Below are 22,654 nucleotides of genomic sequence, written 5' to 3' on the forward strand. Positions count from 1 at the left end.
ATGGGTAGTGCACCTAAGGGCTTTAGAAAAGGACGTTTGCGAGCACTGGCGCTGAAACAGTGGCAGGGCATGATGCGCAAGTCCTTGGAAACACAGGTTGTAGTGACGCAACGCACTCCGGCCAGTGTCATTGAGCCGATGGAGCCGCGCTACCTGCTCTCTGGCGATCTGTTGATGGTGCCGCCTGAGCCGGAACAGCAGCCCCAGGAGTCGCTGATCGATCTCAGTCTTCAGGCTGAAAAGAGCTTGCAGACTGAAGTGGCCGTGCAGAGCCCTGTCGAGGGAGAGGCTGTTGCGTCCGAAAAACAGATCGACCAGGTCATCTTCGTCGATCCCCGGGTCGAGGATTCCGAGGCGTTGATCCAGCGGGCGCTGTCCAACTCGGCTTTAGACGCCGGCCGGTATGAAGTGGTCTATCTCGACGCCGTGGGCGATGGCGTTGAACAGATCGCCCAGTGGCTGAGCCGTTATGACGAACTGGATGCGCTACACCTGATATCTCACGGCACTGAGGGGAAGATTACGCTCGGTGACAGCGTGCTTGATCTCGCATCTCTTGATCAGTACCGAGACGAATTGACCTCCTGGGGCGCTGCCCTGTCGGAGCAGGGGGATATTCTGGTCTACGGCTGCTCGGTGGCAGCCGAAGGCGAAGCGCTGGTGCAGGCGCTGGCTGACCTGACCGGTGCCGATGTGGCCGCATCCGAGGATGTGACCGGTGCAGCCGCACTGGGCGGTGACTGGGACCTGGAAGTGCAGGCCGGGTTTATCGATGCCGCTATGCTGCTGGACGGTGGCTCGTGGCAGGGGCTGTTGGCCGACTTTACCTCCGATGCGACAAACCAGGATTTCACCGGCACCGCCGATGATGACCGCTTCGTATTCAGCGATGACTGGGGCGTGGATACCGCTGGCAGCGCCGGTGGCAACGATACCCTCGATTTCTCTGCGGTAACCCGTGATCTGGTGTTTACCATCGATGGTGACAGCGTCACCGTCAGTTACGCCGATGGCGCCGAGACCGACAGCTTCACCCTTGATGCTACCGGTAGCACCTACACCCTGATCGGCGGCTTGGGCAATGACGAGTACCGCTTGGCGGATGGCGCAAGCCTGCAGTCGGTAACCGATTCAGGCGGGGCGGACAAGGCGGTGTTCCTCAATGGCATCGCGCCTGTGACCCTTGTCCGTAATGGGGACCGCAGTACCACTGTCAGCAATCAGGGCAGCTACACGCTGTCCGATATCGAATCGCTGACCGGCCATATCTCGTTGGGTAACAGCATGGTGGCGGAGCTGACGCAGGGTTTTGGCAGTTGGAGCGATGTCGTCGGTGAACTGCTGAACGACTCTGTACTCTCGGCTCAACTGCCGCTGCTGGGACTCTCGGTCAGTGACCTGCTGGCCAAGGGCTTCAGCGAAACTCCGCTTAGCACGGCGGAGGGGGCGGCGATCACCTTCCTGAACGATCTGCTGACCATCGGCAACGATACACTGTCAGGCCTGACCGATCTGGGTGCTCTGGCAGATGCTGTTGCCGTTGAGTTGAACGGTCTGGTCTCTGGCAATCTGTTCACTGTCGAGGCGGGTGTTCATGACTGGTCTGAGTTGCGACTGGATCTCTCCTTCGATGCGACCAAGACGCTGACGGCAACGCCGGCGCTGGATGAAAGCCTGACCAATGACCTGGCTGACGCAGGTCTCGAGTTGACGGCGTTTTCAGCGGTTGATGTGGAGGCGCGTCTCGAGGGGGCGCTGTCGCTCGGCATCACACTGGATGATTTTACCACGCTGGACCCGGCCGATGCCGCCGACAGCGGCTTTATCCGGATGCAGCCATTTACCCTGGGAGTGACGGCCAGTGCCGACAGCCTGGATCTGAGCGTGGGGCTTAGCGATGCAGTGTTCGGTTCCGCTGCCAGCATTGGCGTGACCGAGGGTAGTCTGCTGTTGGAAGCCGAGGCCGGCTTCGTTATCGATCAAGCCTCGCTGGACAGCGAACAGCGGGCGTCTGTCGGCTCTGCTCTGACGCTGGACAGCTGGAGCAGTGGTTCGCTCAATGTGGAGCTGCCGCTGAGCGCGACGCTGGGCAGCTACGATCTCGCCTCTTTGGGTACCCCGCGTCTGGTGCTGGAGAGCGATCAGCTGTTCACATACCAGCAGGATATCCTGCTGGTTAACGTGCCCGACATCAGCTTTGATATCGAGCTTAGCCAGACGCTGGCCGATGACATTGTCTCGGCGCTGAACCGTCTGAAGGACAGCGGCGACTTTGTCCTCAACAACGACTTCTTCACTACGGTGCTGCCGGGCCTTGGTGCCTCACTGGTCGATCTGTTCTCGGTCGATGCCGGCAGCGAGAACACCCTGAGCCGTATCTTCGATCTGACGATCGCGGCGCAGGCCTACTTCGACACCACCACGCTGGGCAGCGGTAGCGACACCGCAACGGTGGGTGGTCTGGTGGATGCGCTGAACCAGTATCTGCTCTCTGCGGCGGCGATGCCGTTCGATCCCGCCCAGGCTGACTGGAGTGGGGCGATGCTGGCCTACACCGACTTCAGTGGCCTGGATCTGAGCGGTTTCGACTTCAGCGGTGCCGATCTGCGAGGCGCCAATTTCGTCGGTGCAGACCTGAGCGGTGCCAACTTCGCGGGCGCCAATCTCAGCGGTGCCGTTTTCAGCGATGCAACGGGCAAGGCGACTGCGCGAGGCGCCAACTTCAGCGCCGCGAGCCTGATCGAGGCGGTGCTCTCCGGGCTGGACCTGAGAGGCGCAATTTTCAGTGCGGCAGACCTGAGCGGTGCCGACTTGACCGCTGCGTCGCTGGTCGCCGCGAACTTCGCACGCTCTCTGGTGACCGGTAGCACACGGGTGCAGAACGCGATCCTCTCTGCAACCATCGATGAGTTGGAATCCGCGTCTGACTTTGCTGATCTGGTTAATCTTGCCGATGGTGCTGCCGACCTGAGCGGTTTCGACCTCTCCGGTTTCGATCTGTCGGGTCTGGACCTGACCAGTGCCATCCTGACGGCAACCGATCTCAGTGGTGCCAATCTGCAGGGCAGTGACCTGCAGGGCGCCGATCTGGCCAATGCGGTGCTGTCCAAGGCGTTTATTTACGGTGCCCGGTTCGATGCGGCGCTTGGCGTGGCGGCGGACGCGCTGGCGTTTGCCGAGACTGTGGATACCTCGGATCTGAGCTCCAACGATCTGAGCACGGCACTTCGACTGCTGGTTCAGGGCACGAGCCTGGCAGGCTATGACCTCTCCGGTGCAGACCTGAGCGGTCTCGATTTTACCGGTATCGACCTCAGTGCCGCTTCGCTTGCCGGCAGTAACCTGAGCGGTGCTTCTCTGTCAGGTGCGATCCTCAGTGAAACCACCGACTTTACCGGGGCTTCGTTGGCTGGCATTACCGACCTGCCCGCAGCGCTCAAGGGCATTTTTGCCCGCGCTTCCCTTGCCGGTGTCGATCTCACCGGTACGGTACTGGATGGACTGAACCTGGCTGGTGCCGATCTGACCGGTGCGGTACTGACCGGCGCCTCGTTGGTGGGTGCAGACCTGCGTGCGGCGATTATCAACGACATTACCGCCGCGGGTGCCGATGCCGCGGCTATTCTGGATGCGGTCACTGCGGCACTCAGTGGCGCTCTGTACGACAGCCTTACCGCGATGAATCAGTCCTCCCGGGCTGCCTACGAAGCGGCGATGGCGCCGTTCGCGCTGGATGAGGTGTTTACCGAAGGGGCCTCCGGACCGCTGTTCGTCTTCCAGGGCGGACTCAGCTTCTCCGCCGATGGCATGGGGCTGCTGTTTAACCTGCAGGTCAATATCGACAAACAGGTGGCTCAGGATTTCACGCTCAACAATACCGATCTGCCGGTCGAGGCCGGCAACCTGGCACCGGAGTTCGAGTTTGCCGCGACGGCGGTGGCGCGTCTGGTTGCCGTGCTGAATACGGATCTGGGTGTCGATATGATCGCCAATGGCGGCAGTTTCGACACCGAGTCCTGGTTACGTCTGAACCGCCTGGACGCCGGTGCCCGTTTGGCGCTGACCGGGCTCGACGCCAGCCTCTCACTGGCTGGTATTGCCGAAGCCCATGTGCATGAAGGGGTGATCGACCTGCGCGCTGCCGCGCAGGTGACGTTGACCGACCCGGATAATGCCGATGGCCTGAACCGCCTGACAGCGGGCGAGATTACAACTGCCGGCGGTCTTGCCGGACTGGCGGAGCTGACCACTACATCCAACCTGCGCGGCAGCCTGCTGTTGGATGCGGCAGGCGCCGGTTTCAGCCTCAACGATTTCGGCCTGCCCACGCTGATTTTCCGCGCACCGGAGCTGATCACGCAGAACCCGGGATCCGGGGAGTGGGAGATTGCGACACCGGAGATGTATCTCGATGTACGCATCACCGAGACTCTGAAAAATTCGATTCTCGATCTGCTCGGCAGTATCGATGACACCGGCAACACTGCCCTGGACAACGCAGTACTCAACGGTAAGATCCCCGGGCTCGACAAGAGCGTCAACGAGTTGCTGGGCTTTGACGGCGACAGCAGCGATGCCGCCGTGGTCGATGTGTTCAAGCTTCAGGATGCGGCTGCCGCTTACCTGAACGATTTCAGTTACACCACCGAATTCCCGTCGTTGTCCGGGCTGGTCGAGGCGCTGAACCTGGCGCTGTCGCGTGATCTGAGTATTTCATTTACCACCAGCCAGATGGATTGGAGCGGGTTCGACCTGGCCGGGTTTGACTTCAGCAAGCTGGGTATCGATGCCCTGCGCAACTTTGACTTCAGCGGTGCCAACCTGGCTGGCGCGAACTTTAGTGGCCTGGATCTGTCCGGTGTGGACTTCAGCGGCGCCAATCTGGCAGGTGTCCTGTTTGACGGTGCCAGTCTGCTGCGCAAGGCGATCTTCGACGGCGCTAACCTGACCGGCATCGACTGGAGCGGTATCGACCTGCGAGGCCTCGACCTTTCCGGTGTCGACCTCAGTGGTACCAATTTCAGCGGCTTCGATCTCTCACGCATCAATCTTCGCGGCGCTAATCTCAGCGGCGTGAATTTCAGCGGCGCCAACCTGCGCTGGGCCGACCTGATCGGTTCCAACCTGTCGGGAGCGGATCTCTCCTTCGCATTGGCGCTGGATGTGGACTGGTCCAGCTGGTTCAGTAGCGACCTGCGTTTCGATGCGCAGACCAATCTCACTGGCATGGTGGTGGGTGTCGACCTGCGCAGCCTGTTCGGTTCGCTGGCATCGGGCGTATCGCGCCTCGGTAGCGGACTGGATCTGTCTGGCTGGGCGAGCAAGGACTGGAGCGGCTGGGATCTCTCCGGTATCGACTTCTCCGGAGTAGACCTGACCGGCTTTAACCTGTCCGGAACCAACCTGCGCGATGTACTGTTCAACGGCACTGTTCTGGATGGGGTCAATCTGTCCGGTGCCCTGGCACTGGATGTAGACTGGACCGGCGTCACCGGCACCCTGTCCGACATCAGCGGTCTGCTGTCACGGATCCTCTCCGGCTCTTTGCCGGGTGCCACCACCGGCTCCGCAACCACCTGGGGCAGCGGTATCGATCTGACCGGCTTCGACTTCTCCGGCTGGGATCTGAGCGATCTGGACTTCAGCGGCATCACCCTAGGTGACCTCACGCTGAGCTGGTCGACCCTGAGCAACGTCGACTTCAGCGACGCGATCTTCGGTGCCGTGGACTGGACCGGTTCCAGCTGGTCCGGCGTGACCCTGCCCAGCGGCACGCTGTCCGGTATTTTCCGCAATGTGGACTTCGGCGACTTCAGTTTCAACAGCAATATTACCTGGTCGCTGAGCGGGGCCGATTTTGTCGGTATCGATCTGACCGGTGTCAGCGGCATCGGTGACTTCCTCACCAATATCAAGAGTGCCTGGAACAACGGCTCGACCCCGCTGGATTTTGGCTGGGTCGACTTCTCCGGTCTGGATCTGTCCGCGCTGACCGGTCTGAGTGCCGATCTGTTCCAGTTCGGCAGTTTCCGCGGTGCCGACTTCAGTGGTATGAGCCTGCCGGATATCGGCTTGAACTGGGACTTCTCCGGTCTGGATCTCTCCCTGGGTAACTGGGATGGCCTTACCGTCGGTGGTGGCTACAAACTCAACCTGGATGGTGCTCGTCTGCTAGGGGCCGCGCTGGATATCGGCGACTATATCGGCTCTGCGACAGGCGCTTTCTACGATGCGCTGACCAGTTTCGGTAGCGCGACCGCTGCATTCATTACCGGCCTAAATATGGATCAGGCGGTGCTGGACAACGTATTCGGTGAGCTGCTGGATGGTCCGCGTATCGCGATCAGTCCTATTTTCGACACCAGCGGTAGCGAAGTCATCCTGGGCTTCAACCTGGTCAGCAATATCGATCAGCTGCTGAACTTTGGCTTCGATTTCTCCCTGGGCGATGTACTGACGCTGTCTGCCGATGGATTGGGCCGCTTTGTACTGGCATTGGACCTGGATGCGGGTATCGCCGTGGCGACCCGCACAGGTTCTACCCCGGTCGGTGATATTCCGCTGCCAGAGCCGGGCGACTCCGATATCTTCTTCAACCTGAACCGCTTCGATACCGGTGTGGCACTGGACCTGTTTAACATTCAGGCGATTCTGAGCGCCGCGGACTTTGCCGGCGCCGGGATCACCGATGGCGAGTTCAGCGTCAAAGTGGCGGCCAGTATCACCGCCGAGGACCCGGATAATGCTGATGGTAAAGGGCGTATCACCCTTAGCGATCTCAGTACGGCAGGGTTTGCTGGTGTATTCGACCTGACGCCGGCGATGTCGCTGGCCGGGCGTTTCGTACTGGGTGGCGATCTGGGCGGCTTCAACGTGAGCGACTGGGGCAACCCGGTCCTGACCGTCACTTCCAATATCGTCAACGGCACTTTCGTGCCCGAATACTTCTTCGATGTCAGCATCGATTCCACCACTGTTCGGACCAACCTTGAAGATCTGTTTGCCAAGGTCTCGGCGGTTGGCGGTGCGCTGGATGGTTCCAGCTTCCTCGATTCGGCATTGCCGTTCCTGGATTCCAGCCTCGGCGATATGCTCAAGAGCGATGACGGCCGAACGCTCGGCGATCTGCTCTCGTTCCAACGCGTGGAGCTGGATGCTTCAGGTAATGAGGTCCGCACCAGCGTCCTTGACGACTACTATGCCAGCACCGGCGATCACACCTACAGCGGCCTGATCGATTGGCTGCGCGACTTCCTGGGCGCCACCGGCGTCTACTCCGATCTTGAACCGCTGCTGCCGAGCCAGTATGCGGAATCCGAGGTGGGGCCGTTCACCATCGGTGGCGGGCTGTTCCTGAACGATGTGGATGAGGTCCAGCACCTCAGTGTCGATGCGACGGCCACTGGCGGCAGCTACACGCTGAACTTCACCCAGGGCGGCGTGGATTACACCACCGCTAATATCGCATTCGATGCCGATGCCGCCACGGTGGAGACAGCGTTGCGTGCGGCCCTGGGGCCGCTGTTTGCCGATCCTACCAACCTCACCGTGACCGACCTGGGCAACGGCATCCTGGCGATCTCGTTCGCGGGGCAGTGGGCCGCGACCAACGTGTCCCAGCTGCGTGCCGATAGCACCAATCTGACCGGCGGACAGGCGCGTGTAACTACCGCTCAGCAGGGCGCTAGCCGAGGACTTTCGCTGGATCTTGGACTGAATCTGGGCAAGATGCTGTCGTTACCGTTCAATCTGGGCGGCGGTCTGGAGGAGCTGGGCTTTGCGCTCAAGGGTGATGGCACCCTGGACCTGGATGCGCTGGTTGATCTGGATCTGTCATTCGGCTTGGCGTTCGACAACCTGTCAGACCTTACCGCCGGCAGCAGCTACTTCTTCCAGGCCCGCGATATCTCGGCGCAGGTCGTGGCCGGCACCGACAGTTTCAATGCCGGCGTCTCCCTCGGTGTGCTGGATGCCGAGGTCGATAACGGCAGCGTCCACTTCGTCGCCGATGCCAGCGTCAACCTCAAGGACAGTGCCGCGGCCGATGCGGTCGGCCAACGTGTGTCGCTGGCGGACTTCGCGGCGGCCTCAAGCCTGTCGGATCTGATCGAAGCGGATGCCACGGTGTGGGCGGAAGCCAACTTCCCGCTCAAGGCTAACCTGTTCGGTGGTGACCTCACCAAGTTGACCGGCGGTCAGAATCCCAGCATTGAGGTGTACTGGGGCAGTGAAGCTCTGCCGATCGATGTGGCACTGATCGCGGACACCGATCCAGTGATCGTGAAGAAAAACCTGACCAACCTGGCCAGCCTGTCCAATATGACGCCGGCGATGATGGTGCAGATGCTGGTCAATATCGGTGACTTCCTGAATCAGTTCCGTGATTCAGAGGTGTTCCAGATCCCGATTCCGTTTACCGGGACCGATCTAGGTGATGCCTTCGACTTCGCCTACGGCTGGACCCAGGTACTCAACGAGAAGCTTCAGGGCGTACTCAGCTTCGACCTGACCAGCGAGGAGATCGTCTCGCCGCGTCTGAGCGATGACGTAGCCTTCGATCTGGTGCTGCAGCGACCGGGCGATCTGGTACCGAGCCTGTACACCGTCACCTTGCTGCAGGCGGACACCGCTGGATTTACCCATATCAACGAGTTGGCCGATTACATCAGCGGCCGTATCGCCGACGCCACCAACGGTGCTCTGCAGCTGCAGGACAGCCTGCCGCGGTGGGTCAGCACTACCACACAAACTGATACCACCAACACCGACACCAGCAGCGGCAGCAGCACCGCCGCGACCGGCACAGCGTCCAGCGTGAGCGAAGAGCAGGCCGGTGGCGAGCCGGTCAACGCCGAGCTGAAGGTCGATATCGGCACCGCCAGCGGTGATCTGCAGCTGTCGTACAAGGGTGGCAGTATACAGACCGTCTCCGTGACAGCGGCGATGAGCGATCTGGATATCGCAGATGCCCTGTCCCAGCAGTTCGCAACGGCGATCGGCACCGTTGCCGACAATATTCAGGTGACCGGCAGCCGCGGTGAGGGGTATAGGGTCGAGTTTATCGGCGCGGTTTCCGGGCGTGCCTATGTGGCGGACGATTTTAGCTTCGGCATGAGCACGCCGTCCACCGCCACCTCGTCTGTTACCGAAACGGTTATCAGCACCGCCGGTACCAGCGAAACCAAGGTTCTGGCGATCACCGGGTACGCGTCCGGTACCTTCGAACTGCAGCTGATGGGTCAGACCACCGCCCCGATCCGCTATATCGCCGATCCCACCGGATCGCTGCAGGCAAAGATGATTCAGCAGGCGTTGGAGAAGATCGCCGGTGTCGGCAACGTCAAGGTCAGCTTCCCGCAGAAGGACCCGTTGGATCCTACCGGCAAGAAAGCCAACTACGGTTCAGCGCCGAAGTTCCTGATCGAGTTCAAGGGTGACCTGGCGAATCAGGATATCCCCGATATGACGGTCTACTACGGTAACCTGAAAAACGGTACCTATGTGCCGGCCGGGGAAACCCGTGGCGTATCGATCATCGAGCTCACGCCGGGCCAGAATGCCTCCGGCGAAGTGCAGACACTGACCATCAGTGCAGCAGCCGGTACCCCCGCCACCTTCGATCTGAGCTGGAACTACGACGGCAAGACCTGGCTGACCGGTGTTGCCGGTACTCTATCCAGCGATATGAGCGCCTCTGCACTGCGTGCCGCTCTGCTGGATGCAACCTCCGGTGCCAGCCGTCTGGGTGATATCGCCGGGCTTGAGATCGAGGTACGTCAGGTGGCGAGCGGTAGCTGGGCGATCAGCTTCGGCGGCATCCTCGCAGGACAGGATGTGGCCGAGCTGTCGGTGACCAGCCTGTCCAATGCGACCTCTCCCGACGTATCCCTGGGCACCATCCGAGAAGCGTATCTGCGTAACGAAATTCAGGATATTTTGCTGGGCGCCTCGGTCGGCGATTACCGTATCCAGCTGGGCGCTGACGGCACCCTGTCCGACAGTTTCGCCGCGACGGCAACGGCGGCGGAACTTCAGTCGATACTGGAAGCGGTCCCGGAGATCGGTGTCGGCAATGTGAAGGTCACCGGGGAGCCGCAGCGCTGGAGCGTCGAGTTTTTTGGCCGCCTGGCAGGGCAGAACCTGTCATTGCTGATGCTGAGCCCCGTGCAGTCGATTACGCTGGAGCCGGTTGTTGCCGGCGCCGGTGAAACCGTTACCCAGTTGGTTGAGATCCGTTTCGCCGGCGATGCCGGTTATGACGTCAGCGTCGATATCGCCGATATGACCATCGCCGAAGCGCAGACCGCTCTGCAGCTGGCACTGGAGCAGCTTGCCGGTGTCGGCGCGGGTAATGTCAGCGTAGTTGCGGCAGAGACTGCCGATGGTGCCGATCAGCAGTGGGATGTGCTGTTTACCGGTGCTCTGGCGGGCAAAACCCTGCGCGCGCTGGATCTGAATGTGACGCTCGCCGTCACCACTGGCGGCGTCACTCAGATCACCACCAGCCAGATCGAAGGGCAGGAGATTCGTGCCAGCCTGATCCAGGTCGGCACGACCGAAAACCGCCTGATGTCCGGTGGCCTGACCTGGGGCAAGCTCAGCATCCGTCCGGTCAATGTCGACGACTTCACCTATGTGGGGATCATTCCGAGTACCGGGGTATTGGTTGAAGGGATCCAGGTCGGCAGCTCGGCTACCGGGCTGAACGAGGTGCAGCGGCTGACGATCAACGATGCAGCCTCCGGCAGCTATACCTTGACGCTGGCGTTTGACAGCGGCGAAAGCTATACCACCACCGCCATTGCGTCGGGCGCCGATGCGGCGACGATCCAGAGCGCGATCAATACCGCGTTGGATACGGCCGGCAGCGTCAGCGTGGCGCTGGAAAGCGATCAGCAGAGCAATGTGTTCGAGGTTACCTTCACCGGTGCCTTGGCGCAGAAGGATGTGCCGCTGCTGACCGCCGACTTCTCCGGGCTGCGGGCGTATGAGGGGGCCGAGGCCGTTACCTATACCCTGCAGGAGGGGCGTGCGGCCACCACCGATCAGGTTGCGCGTGACGAGGTTCAGCGCCTGACGTTCAACAACGTCAGCGGTGGTCTCTACTCCCTGGTAATGCAGCTGGATGGCAGTTACTACAATCTGCAGGAGCCGCTGGAGGTGTTGCCGGATGAGGCTGCGCTGGACAGCTGGCTGACCGGGCTCTCAATCGATATCACAGGCCTCTCCCTGCATGAGAAACGGGCGCTGGAGCTGGAGCATGCGCTGAAGCTGGCGTTCCTGAGCGGCGACCGTGCGATCGCGGGTGCCGAGGTCGACGTGGTTGCAGTGCCGGGCGATATCGCGAACGCGTTCAGCTACGACATCCAGTACAGTGGCGCTCTGGGTGAACAAAACCTGCCGACGCTGCTGGTGTTCCACCGTTTGCTGGCGGTGGATACCACCACCAGCTACGGCAACGGCAGCGATGCGCTCGGTTTCGGCATCGGCGGTCGCGAGGCGGAGACTGAGATCGGTCCGAAGTTTAATACTCTGGAAGATTTTGCCTTGGTATTGACGGATGCGATCAACGCGCTGCTGCCCAGTGGCGAGACCTTCAATATTGCCGCGCGTTTCGATCCGGTGGCGATGGACTTCATGTTCGATATCAGCCTGTCGCCCTCGTTGCCGGCACTGGAGCTGCCGATCGGCCTGGATATCAGTGACCTCGATCCGCTGGCATCGCTGGAACTGTCTGGTCTGCTGGCGATCAACGGCGGTGTCGATCTGACTACCACCATCGGCCTGGATTTCAATCGCCCGGAAAACTTCCAGGTGAACGGCGGCGTACTCATGTCCGGCGAAGTGCTGGGCACCAAGGCCGGTGGCGTCGATACCAGCTTCAGCCAGTTCCTGCAGGATCCGACCAAACCCTACGATCCGAACACTGAGATCGATTCAGGTCAGGTTGACGCCAATAACAACCCGATCATGGAACCCAACCCGGATTACAACCCGACTGTCGATACCAGCTTCACCGTCAGCTTCGATGGTGACAGCTATGTCGTCACCATCAGTGCCGCGTCGCAAGACAATAACACCAATCTGAACGATCTGCTGGCGGATATCCGCACGGCGCTCACCGGGGTGGCGGTACACAACAACTCGGCACTGAAAACGCTCGGGTATCAGAATCTTGGTCAGGCGGTCGACGTAGCGCTTGCACAGGACGACAACGGCCTGCAGCAGCTTGGATTCACCCTGTATGGCAAAACCATCACCGAGGCGTCGATTTCCGCCAGTGGTGCGTTCGCCACTACCTTCGGCATCTCGTCGCTGACCACCGAGATCACGATGAGCTCCATCGGCTTGCCGGGCTCGCTGACGCTCAGCAACGGCAGCGCCTTCGACCTGATCATCGACGGTGCCGACGACCTGGTCTCCGGTGGCAATACGGCGGCTACGGCGGATAACCGCATCACCGTCGGCCTCGCTGCCGGTACCTACACGCCGCAGTCGCTGGTGAGCGCGTTGAACGCGGCCCTGGCGGGTATTACCGGTTCCGATCTGGGGCCGCTGCAGGGTAAGGTGAGTAACCTCGGCCAAGCGCTCGTTTTCGAGCTGGGCACGGTGGCTGATGGTTCTCCGGCGCTGATCCTCAGCACTCTGGGCCAGCATATAGCGTCGCTGGATTTTGCGGCGATGGATCATGACCCGTTTGTTCGTGACTTCGGCTTTGTCAGCGATGCGTTGAACAAGGCCGGCGGGGTTTCGGTGTATCTGGAAAATACGCTGATCGGCGCTCGCCTCATCGCGGGTGTCGAGCAGTTTGAGGGCAGTGCCTCTATCGGCTTTGTCGACCTGTCGATGGACAACATGCTGGCGCAGATCGATGCCGGTGTGAATGTTCGCCTACTGGATGGACCCGAGGGTAATCCGGGCGGTCGCGTCTACCTGGATGAGCTGATCGACGCGGCAACGCTGAAAGACAACCTGCTTGGTATGCGCGGTGCCGTCGTGCTTGGCGCGGGCGGAAGCGAAACCCTGATCGCGGCGCCGCGTGGCGATCAGCCGGGCGTCATCTCCGAGGATGTCGGCCTGACCATCACCCTCGAAGGCGATACTCTGAACGGCGGTCAGCCGATCGAACTGAAAGTGAAGTTGCTGGCAGCGTCCACGCTCACCAATACCGGTCTGGCCGATCTTGCCACTGACCTGAATACCGCTGTCGACACGGCGATCGATGCCTGGAATGGCGAGCATCCGGGCAAGTTGACCAGCGCCCAGCTGGCGAGCCTGAAGGGGCATACCTGGGTCGATGTCGATGACCTGCTGCTCTACGACGTCACCACCAAAACCACCCAGACCATCGTCGCCGGTGCGCTGCAGTTCATCGCGCCAAGTATTGCCAGCGTGCGCGTCGAGGGGCGTCGCCTGGTCGGCGAGTATATGAGCCCGATCACCTTCAGCGACAGCGACTACACCATTGGTAGCCAGCCGATGGCCAACCTGGTGATCGACGGTATCAGTCTGGATGCCGGTGGCCTTAGTCTGCTGCCGCCGGATGTGGATCCGCGAATCGAGATCAGTGTGCCAATCGTCGATGTCTGGAACGGCATCACCAGTCTGTCCGATGCGGTGGATATCCGTGTTATCGGCGCGGATGCGCTGACCGGTTTCGGTGATCTCTCCTGGGTGCAGATCATCGAAGGTCTGCGTATGGCCTCCAATCTGCTGAGCCAGTTCGAGACCTTCAGCTTCCTCGACCAGGATATCCCGGTCATCGATCTGAGCGTCAACGACATGTTTGATATCGCGGTCGAGCTGGCGCAGGCGGTGGAAGAGGTGGGTAACAACCCGGCCACCGGTGTGGGTCAGCTGCAGGAGGTGCTGGCAGACAGCTTCGGCCTGCCGATCTACGATCCTGCGCGCCCGGATATCTTCGGTGTCAGCCTGGACTACGACGCCGCGTCCAATGCGGTGATGTTGAATATCCCCTACGAGATTAACCTGCTCGACAAGAGTTACCCGATCGCCCTGGATCTGGCGACCCTGGGCGAGATGATCGGCGGCACCGCGCTGCAGGATCTGATGGGCTCTGTTGGCAGCATCGTCGATGTGGGCGGTAGCGCCATGGTGACGCTGCAATCCAGTGCGATGATCAATATCGCACTGGGCCTGGATCTGGCCTCCGGCGCCATGTTCGTCTACGACTACTCCGATGGCGGCACCACCGATAACCTGGATGACGACACCGGTACCTTCGCACGCCTGGGTATGGACGTGAACGGTACTGCACTGACATTCAACGCCTCACTGGGTCTGTTCTCGCTCGACGTGAAGAACGGTACTGCGGATATCGTTGCCCAGGCCGGACTCTACCTGGGCGATGACCCGAACGGTGCCGCAGGGCAGGGCGATGGCCGCCACTACCTGGGCTCTGCGATCTCCGTACTGACCCTGCAGGATGGCGAGAGCGTTGCGCTGATCTGGGACGAGACCACCACCCCCGCGGGCATCAACATTACCGGGGCCGGCACCACCGCCGACGCCTGGACGCTGACTGCGAATAACGACGACGCCTTCCGTCTGCACTTCACCGTGGCCGGGGTCGACTACTACACCCAGTCGCTGGTGCGTGGCTATGAAGCCGATATCGTTCAATCCTATGTCGAGGAGGCGCTACTGCATGGCACCACCGCACTGAAAGGTGCGGTCAGCGTCGAGCAGATCAATGCTGACGATCCTTCCCAGGGCTGGAAGATTGTGGTCAGTGGTGCCGGTTTCGACGGCAAAACCCTGACCCTGGATGCCCAGCAGCTGCGCGGGGATGCCGATGGCGGCCCGCTGGGCGAGCTGAACGAGATCCAGTGGGTCAGCATCCCGTCGGGTTCGGGTGGCACCTTCACCCTGACCGCCAATATCGACGGTCACACCTATACAACGTCCAGCCTGGCTTGGAACGCCAGTGCGGCGACGGTTGCGTCTGCACTGCGCACGGCGCTGACCAGCGGGGCCAACGCGATCAGCGGTGCCGATGTCAGTGTTAGCCTGCACAACAGCGCCAAGCCTCAGGATGGCTGGGATATCGAGTTCACCGGCGCCCTGGCGGGCCGGGGTATTACGCTGCTCGAAGCGGACAGCGGTGCCCTCACCCATGAAGGCGCAGTCACCGCCGTACCGGTGGTGGTCAGCAACACCACCGGTGTGGTGAACCAGACCCGGGTGATGCTGGTGGCGGCGACAGGCGGCAGTTTCAACCTGAGCTTCAGCTACAGCTCAGGCACTGGTACCGCGACCAAGAGCCTGACCAACCTGGCCTGGGATATCACCGCTGCCGAACTGCAGAGCGCGCTGAACACGGCGATGGGCGGCGGTTACAGCGAGATTCTGGTTGTCGACGACAATGATAACGGCGGCTTCCTGATCAGCTTTGACGGGAATCTGCTCACCGGCAAGGGCGTTACCGTCAGCGTTGATGGCACCAACTTGACCGCATCGCCGTTCGGCGCGCTGTTCCGCGATGTCACGGTCGACTTCGAGGGCACGGCCAACGTGCTGCTGCCGGGTTATGTGACCCTGCCGAACGATATCTTCTCGCTCGGACGTGAACTCGGCATCATCGATTCCAGCCTGCGAAACCCGATCTACATCGGCGATATCGAGATTCAGGTCAACAGCCTCAGCGACCTGATGAACGGCATGATCGCAGGCGATGCCGTCAGTTCCAGCCTGATCACCGAAGCGGGCGTGTACGACAGTGCCTATACGCTGAACTATCGACTGCCTGATCTTGGCGGCATGTTCGACCTGTTCAAGTTGAACAACCCGCTGATCCGTCTGATTCGCGATCCGTCCGTGATCATCGATGGCATCGACTATGCGCTCAAGGGCATCCAGCAGTCGCTGGATGCGATCGCATCCCTGCCGTTGCCGTTGATCGGGGATCAGCTGGCGGCAGGCGCGCAGTTCATCGCGGATATCCGCGGTAGCGTGATCGCCGAGATTCAGAACTTCATCGACAGTGCTCTGGATGAATACGGCGGCATGGAAAACGCGCTGCGCATGACGCTGTTCGATGTGTTCACCAATGACAGCAACAACGATGGCATCATCAATCCGCTGAGTATGGATCAGTGGATCGAGGCGGAGATCGACGATGTCGCGATCGCGGATCGTGGCGGCGACAATCCGTTCCTGAACTACCTGAAGGACTACAACGGCGACGGCGTGGTCACCGCCGACGATATTGTCGTTGAATACCTGGCATTCGGTTCCCTGTCGCCGGTCGGTGTGGCAGCGGGTACCCGCTTGGGTTACACCCTGGCCGGACGTACCTCAGATCAGCGCGGTGATTATGTCGGCGGTGATATTGTCGCCGTCGATGGTTATGACCCGCTGGCTGAAGCCGGTGCGCTGCAGTTCCGTATGAATCTGGGCCAGAGCCTGCTCTCCCGTGAGGTCGATCTCTCCTTCGACATCGGTTTGCCGGGCCTCAACCTGGATGTGGATGGCGGTATCGGCCTGGATCTGGGCTGGGATTTCTTCTTCGGCTTCGGTGTGAACGTCCAGGAGGGGCTCTACCTGGTATCCGAGATGGCGGGTAACGCCGGTCTCAACGATGCCGCGCTGACCCAGAGCGTCTACGACCTCACCGTGCAGAGCGGTACGCTGCCCTCTGATGCACTGAAGGAAACCACCCGTATCAGCCTGGCGAAGCCGGCAACAACAGCGGGTACCTTCGACATCACCTTTGGTGATGGCAGCAGTAGCTGGACGTTGTCCACGCTCGACAGCAGTACGCTGACCGCGACGCAGTTGCAGCAGCAGCTCAATGCCCAGGTCGGGGCCAGCTACACCGGGATCAAGGTAACCGAGAGCGGCGGCAACTGGATCATCGATTTCGGTGGTACCTCGCTGGCGGGCAAGACCGTCACCCTGAGCAACACCCTCGGGCTGGCGGTGTCGACGCTGAGCACGCCGACCGACCCGAACACCGTGGCTTCCCAGGTCTTTGTTACTCGCCCGGTCTCCTCCGAAGGTACCTTCGATCTGAGCTTCGCCACCAGCGGCAGCAGCTGGAGTGTCACCAACGTCAGCAACAGCACCACTGCATCCCAGCTGCAGACGTTGCTGAATAAGCAGTTGTCCACAACCTACACCGGCATCACCGTGGTTGAGCAAGGTGATGCCTGGAAGATCACCTTCGGCGGCAGCTCGCTGCTTGGACAGGATGTCACGGTCAGCGGCAGCTTCGTGGCGATTCAGGACCCGAGCCTCAACCCGCTGATCGACAACCCCTGGGATCTGCCCAGCACGAACCCGGCGGTCAACGAGCTGCGTATCGTGTTCGATGCCTACCTGGCGGGTAATCCAGCATCGCTGTCGGCCAATATCTTCTTTGTTGCCGGTACGCTGACCGACTATCTGGCCGATGATCTGCTCGTCGACCAGTCTGGCAACGATGTCAGCAACTACTCGCCGTTCGGTACCGATGTGGGTGCGCGCACCTTCTTCCATGGCGAGTTCGCGATCAACATGACCGATCGCAACTCCGATGGCCGCCTCACCTATGCCGAGATGACCACCGGCAAGTTCACCGACAACTTCCGCCAGCAGTTCACCGGGGCGGCTCAGGCCAACTTCCATATGGAGCTGTCGATCGCCGATACGCCGCTGCCGCGTATCATCGGCGACTTCCATATGACCTGGGCACTGAATACTCAGTCGATCCCGGTTGGCTACAGCAACATGTTCTCGACCCAGCCGCAGGTGTGGATCACCGATCTGGCGATCGACGTCGGCAGCCTGTTGTCCGACTTCCTCGGCCCGATCATCGCTGAGATACAGCAGGTAACCCAGCCGCTGCAGCCGGTGATCGATGGCTTGATGATGCCGATCCCGGGCCTCTCCGAGCTGGCGGGGCGTAACTACTCGGTGCTGGATCTGGCCGAGGACTTGGGCAAGGGCAAGGTGAACGTCAAGTTCATCAAGGCGTTTGTCTACATGCTGGACCTGTTCAACGCGATCCCGACCGATGCGGACGGCCTGATCATTCCGATCGGTCGCGTGTTCAGCTTCGGCGGTAACCTGCAGGACAGCAGTTCGCGCAAGAGCTCCTCCCTGAGCGGCAGCGTCAACACCACCGACCAGGCGATGAGCTCCAACACCTCGGGCTCGACCGCAGGTACGCAGAGCTTCCTGGAGAAGCTGAAGAACCCAAACAACGCCTTCAAGATTCCGATCCTGACCGACCTGTCGCTGGTGCTCGATCTGATAATGGGTAAGCCGGTGGATCTGGTCACCTTCTCGCCGCCGGGACTGAGTGTCGACGTGCAGATCGATGTGGGTTCATACGTTTATCCAGGTGTTAAAGCCGGTATTCGCGGTGGTGTCGCGATCGATGTGGCGTTGACGTTCGGCTTCGATACCTACGGCATCATGAAGTTTATCGACAGCGAGAACCCGCTCCATATTCTCGAAGGTTTCTATGTCAGCGATAACTTCGTCAACGGGGTCGACCAGCCGGAGATCGTGCTGAACGCGTTCCTTGAGGTGTATGCCGAGCTGAACGTATTCGTGCTGCGCGCCGGTGCGGCAGGTGGTATCAAACTGAACGGCGAGCTGGACTTCTGGGATGAAAACGGCCCCGGCGCCCGCGACGGCAAGTTCCGCGCGCTGGAGATCTACAACCAGCTGCTGTGTGAACCGTTCAACCCGCTTAACCTGGTTGAGGCCAATCTTCGCGCCAGTGCCTATGCCCGTGTTTACGTCGATGCTAACAGTGTCCTGTTCGGTTGGAAGAACGTTTACAGCAAAACGCTGATCAATATCGATCTATTCGAGATCGTCTGGAAGCCCAAGCCCTGTATGCCGATCCTGGCATCCGATGATAACGGCGACGGCACCTTCGTGCTGCATATGGGTACCAACTCCCTGCTGCCGTCCGACAGCGCAGTGGACTTCAATATCGCTGCGATGATGGAGGGCAAGGGCGCCGTCGATCGTCAGTTCCGTAACACCGATGACGGCGACGAGAAGTTCGTGCTGCGCCAGATCGGCAACGGCGAGGTGGAGATCACTGCAACGCTGAACGGCTCCGAGTACACCCTGGTGTACACAGGCGTGAAACGCATCGTCGGCTTTACCGGTCGTGGCGACGACAGTGTCGATGCCTCCGGTCTGAGCGATATCGATGTGGTACTGCTGGCCGGTGACGGCACTGATACCCTGACCGGTTCGGCAACCGACGACGTGTTGATCGGCGGCAGCGGAAGCTCCAGCCTCAAGGGCGGTGCAGGCGATGATCTGCTGATGGCGCGTGCCGGTACCACGGCGATGGAGGGCAGCGACGGCGCCGACAGCTACCGCTTTATCGGTAACTGGGGCGTGGCGACCATCAACGATAAGGATGTGCGCGGTAGCGCCAACGTGCTCGACTTCTCCGACCAGACCGGCGGTCTGGTGCTGGATACCTACAACGGTAAGGTCACCCAGGGCAGCAGCAAGGTTTCCTGGGACAGCAAGACCGAGATCGGCCTGATCGCCGGCGGTAGCGGTAGCGATATCGTCGATATGTCCTACGAATCGACCCGACTGCATATCCAGGTAGCCGATGTGTCGGCGGATATGGCGCTGATCGAGGCGAGCCTGAACAGCAATGCCCAGAGCCGTTTGAGCGACTCCGACAGTTCCGGGCTGAACGACGGTGTGATCGCCGGCATCTCCAGCGGTGCGGTGAACAGTGAAGATGCGCCGGTATCCTCCTATGGCGATCGTGTGCTGCGCTTTGTCGGCTTTGAAAACCTGATCGGCGGTGTGCAGAGCGATATCTTCGCGTTCGAGGACAAGGCCGCGATCAGCGGCAGCCTCTACGGCGGTGCCGCCAGCGGCGTCGGCCTGAACACCACCTACGAGCGTGAAGGCGTTCGCAACACCATCGACTTCTCCGATTACACAACGGCGGTCAGCATCAACACCAGCGGCAGCGCCTACACCCTGCCGACCGGGTTCACCACCGTTGCCGGGGCTACCACCGTGGCCTCCGCAAGCCGCATCAACACCAGTGCCACCAACGTCACCATTCGTGGTTTCCACAACATCATCGGTGGTAAGGGCAACGACGTGCTGGTGGGCGACAAGCGCCAGAACCAGATCTTCGGTATGCAGGGCAACGACACTCTGATCAGTGTCAGCGGCGGCGACCTGCTGGTCGCCGATACCCTGATCGTGGAGGACACCAGCAAGACCATCGAATCCAAAACCACCGCGCTGGCGGCACGTCCTGCCTGGACCCAGTTGCCATCACGCGAGTGGACCTGGTTCGATTCCACCATCCACAGCACCTCGTTCAACGGTAACGGTGAGGTGCTGATCGGTGGCCTTGGCGATGATGTGCTTCTGGGCTCGCTGGGTCAGGATCGACTCTACTCCGGTGCCGGTAATGACACCCTGGCGGGTGACTTGGTGCGGATGAGCTTCGACTCGACCGGCGCACTGGTCAGTGCCGAGGTGGATGAGACCACCGATGCCGGCTTTGGCGATGCGGATTACATCGAGGGCCTGAACGGCGACCTGGTGGTGATTGGCGGTAACGGCGCGGATGAGATCAAACTGGGCGATGGCGACAACCTGGTTCTCGCCGACGAAGGTTACCTGGCGCTGGATCCGATCAACCGTCGGGTGCTGGATGTACGTACCCTGACCAGCGGTTACGGTGCAGGCGATAGCGTCACGCTGGGCAGTGGCAGCAACATCGTACTGGGCGGTGCCGGTGGTGACAGCATTACCGCAACCGATCCGGACGGCGAGCGCAATATCGTGATCGGCGATCACGGTCGTATCCAGTTCTCGCTGGCAGAGCCGGACGATCACCGCATCAGCAGCCTGACCTCCCAGACTACGGTCAGCACCGGCGGTAACGATATTATTACCCTGGGCAGCGGTGACGCGATCGTGATCGGTGGTCGCGGTGCCGACACCATCACCCTGGCCATAACCGTCGGCGATACCACCGGCAACTCGAAGCGTCTGATCGCCGGCGATCACGCCGATATCCTGTTCGACAGCTTCGGCCTGATGCTGAGCTTCAGCTCTACCGATACCGGCGCGACAACAGCGGGCGATGACCTGATCCGGATCGGCAGCGGCAGCGATAGCGCCGCGCGCGATCTGGGCAGCAACTTCGTACTGGGCGGTCTGGGTAACGACCGGATTCTGATCTCCGCGCAAATCGATACCGATGGGCGTCTGGTGCGGGGCGAGGCGAGCAGCGAAGATGTGATCCTCGGTGATAACGGTGCCATTCTGCGCACCGCGTCCACGGCTACCCGCCCGAACCTGATGCTGTCGGTGGATAGCACCGAAACCGACAAGGGCGGTAACGATCAGATCGTCTCCGCCAACGGCAACAAGATTGCGATCGGCGGCTTCGGCGCCGATACCATCAACCTGTTCGACGGCACCCATCTGGTGATGGGCGACAGTGCCAGCTTCCAGTTCGATGCGGTTGCCGAGAACGGTGTGCTGCGTTCTGTGACCAGCACCAGCACCGTACTGGGTGGCGCAGACACCATCAGCCTGCGTGAAGGTTACAAACTGGTATCTGGCGGTATCGGTGCCGATACCATCGACATCGCGGCCACCACCACGGCTGATGCCAGCGGTGAGGGTTGGAGCAGTGGCGGTGAATTTGTCGGCGGTACCAGCTATCTGGCCGGTGTCGTCGGTATCGCGGCGGTGTTGCCCTCACCGAGCACCAGTTCCGCACAGATCGAGAACAGAGGCCGGACCGGTCGCTTCATCCTGGGCGACAACGGCGAGTTCCTGTTCGATAACCGCGGCGGCCTGACAACGGTGCGTACGCTGGACCAGATAGCTGCTACCGGTGGTGACGATGTGATCGTTATCGGTGCGGATAACACTACCGCCACGCTCGGTTTCAACCTGGTACTGGCGGGCATGGGGTCGGACAGCGTCGAAGTGGCGCCCGGCTCATTGAGCGAAAGCATCGTGCTGGGCGACAACGGCGAATATCTGCGTCTGCCGCAGAGCTATCTGCTCAGTGCCGTACGCTCCACCGTCACCGGCTCAGGCGGTATCGACACCATCCTGCTTGGCTCCGGTAACCATATGGTGATTGGCGGTATGGCCGCGGATACGGTCGATATCCGCTCCAGCGATGCCCGTGCCGCCGAGGATGGTATCGCCAATCGCGCACTGGTGGCAGGCGATTCCGCCGAGATCATCTTCAGCTCCGATGCTCTGGTCAGCATGGCAAGTCTGGCGACCAACAGCGGTGGCGACGATACGCTGACGATCGGTGAGGGCGATCTGCTGCTGATCGGTGGTTTCGGACGCGACCTGGTTAACGTCAACGCCAATACCACGGCGTTCAGAGCGCTGGCCGGTGACAACACCCGCTTCGAATTTGCGCCGACCGACCAGCAGGCGGATCAGGCGGAAAGCCTGACCCGTATGGTGACCACCGATCTGCAGGCAGCTACCGGCGGCGATGATCAGATCCGTGTCGGTATCGCGGGATCCGTCACTGGCGATATGGGCGAGGTCCTGGCGATCGGCGGTATCGGTGCCGACCGGATCAACATCAACGGTGCCCGTGCGCGGGCGACGCTGATCGGCGATAACGGCGAGATCCAGCGTTTAAGTGGCCTGA

Annotated in this window: 1 protein-coding gene (running past one end of the window); it reads left to right on the forward strand. The window is 60.9% G+C overall.

Going from position 1 to position 22,654, the window contains the following annotated elements:
- A protein-coding gene (locus KQ940_RS00055; RefSeq protein WP_217410607.1) for a VCBS domain-containing protein crosses the window boundary here: on the forward strand, positions 1–22,654 show its 5' portion. The gene runs 5,066 nt beyond the window's last position; only the first 22,654 of its 27,720 coding nucleotides appear in the window; the start codon lies at positions 1–3; its stop codon lies beyond the right edge, outside the window.

Source organism: Marinobacterium ramblicola (genome assembly GCF_019084545.1).
Classification (GTDB): domain Bacteria; phylum Pseudomonadota; class Gammaproteobacteria; order Pseudomonadales; family Balneatricaceae; genus Marinobacterium_D; species Marinobacterium_D ramblicola.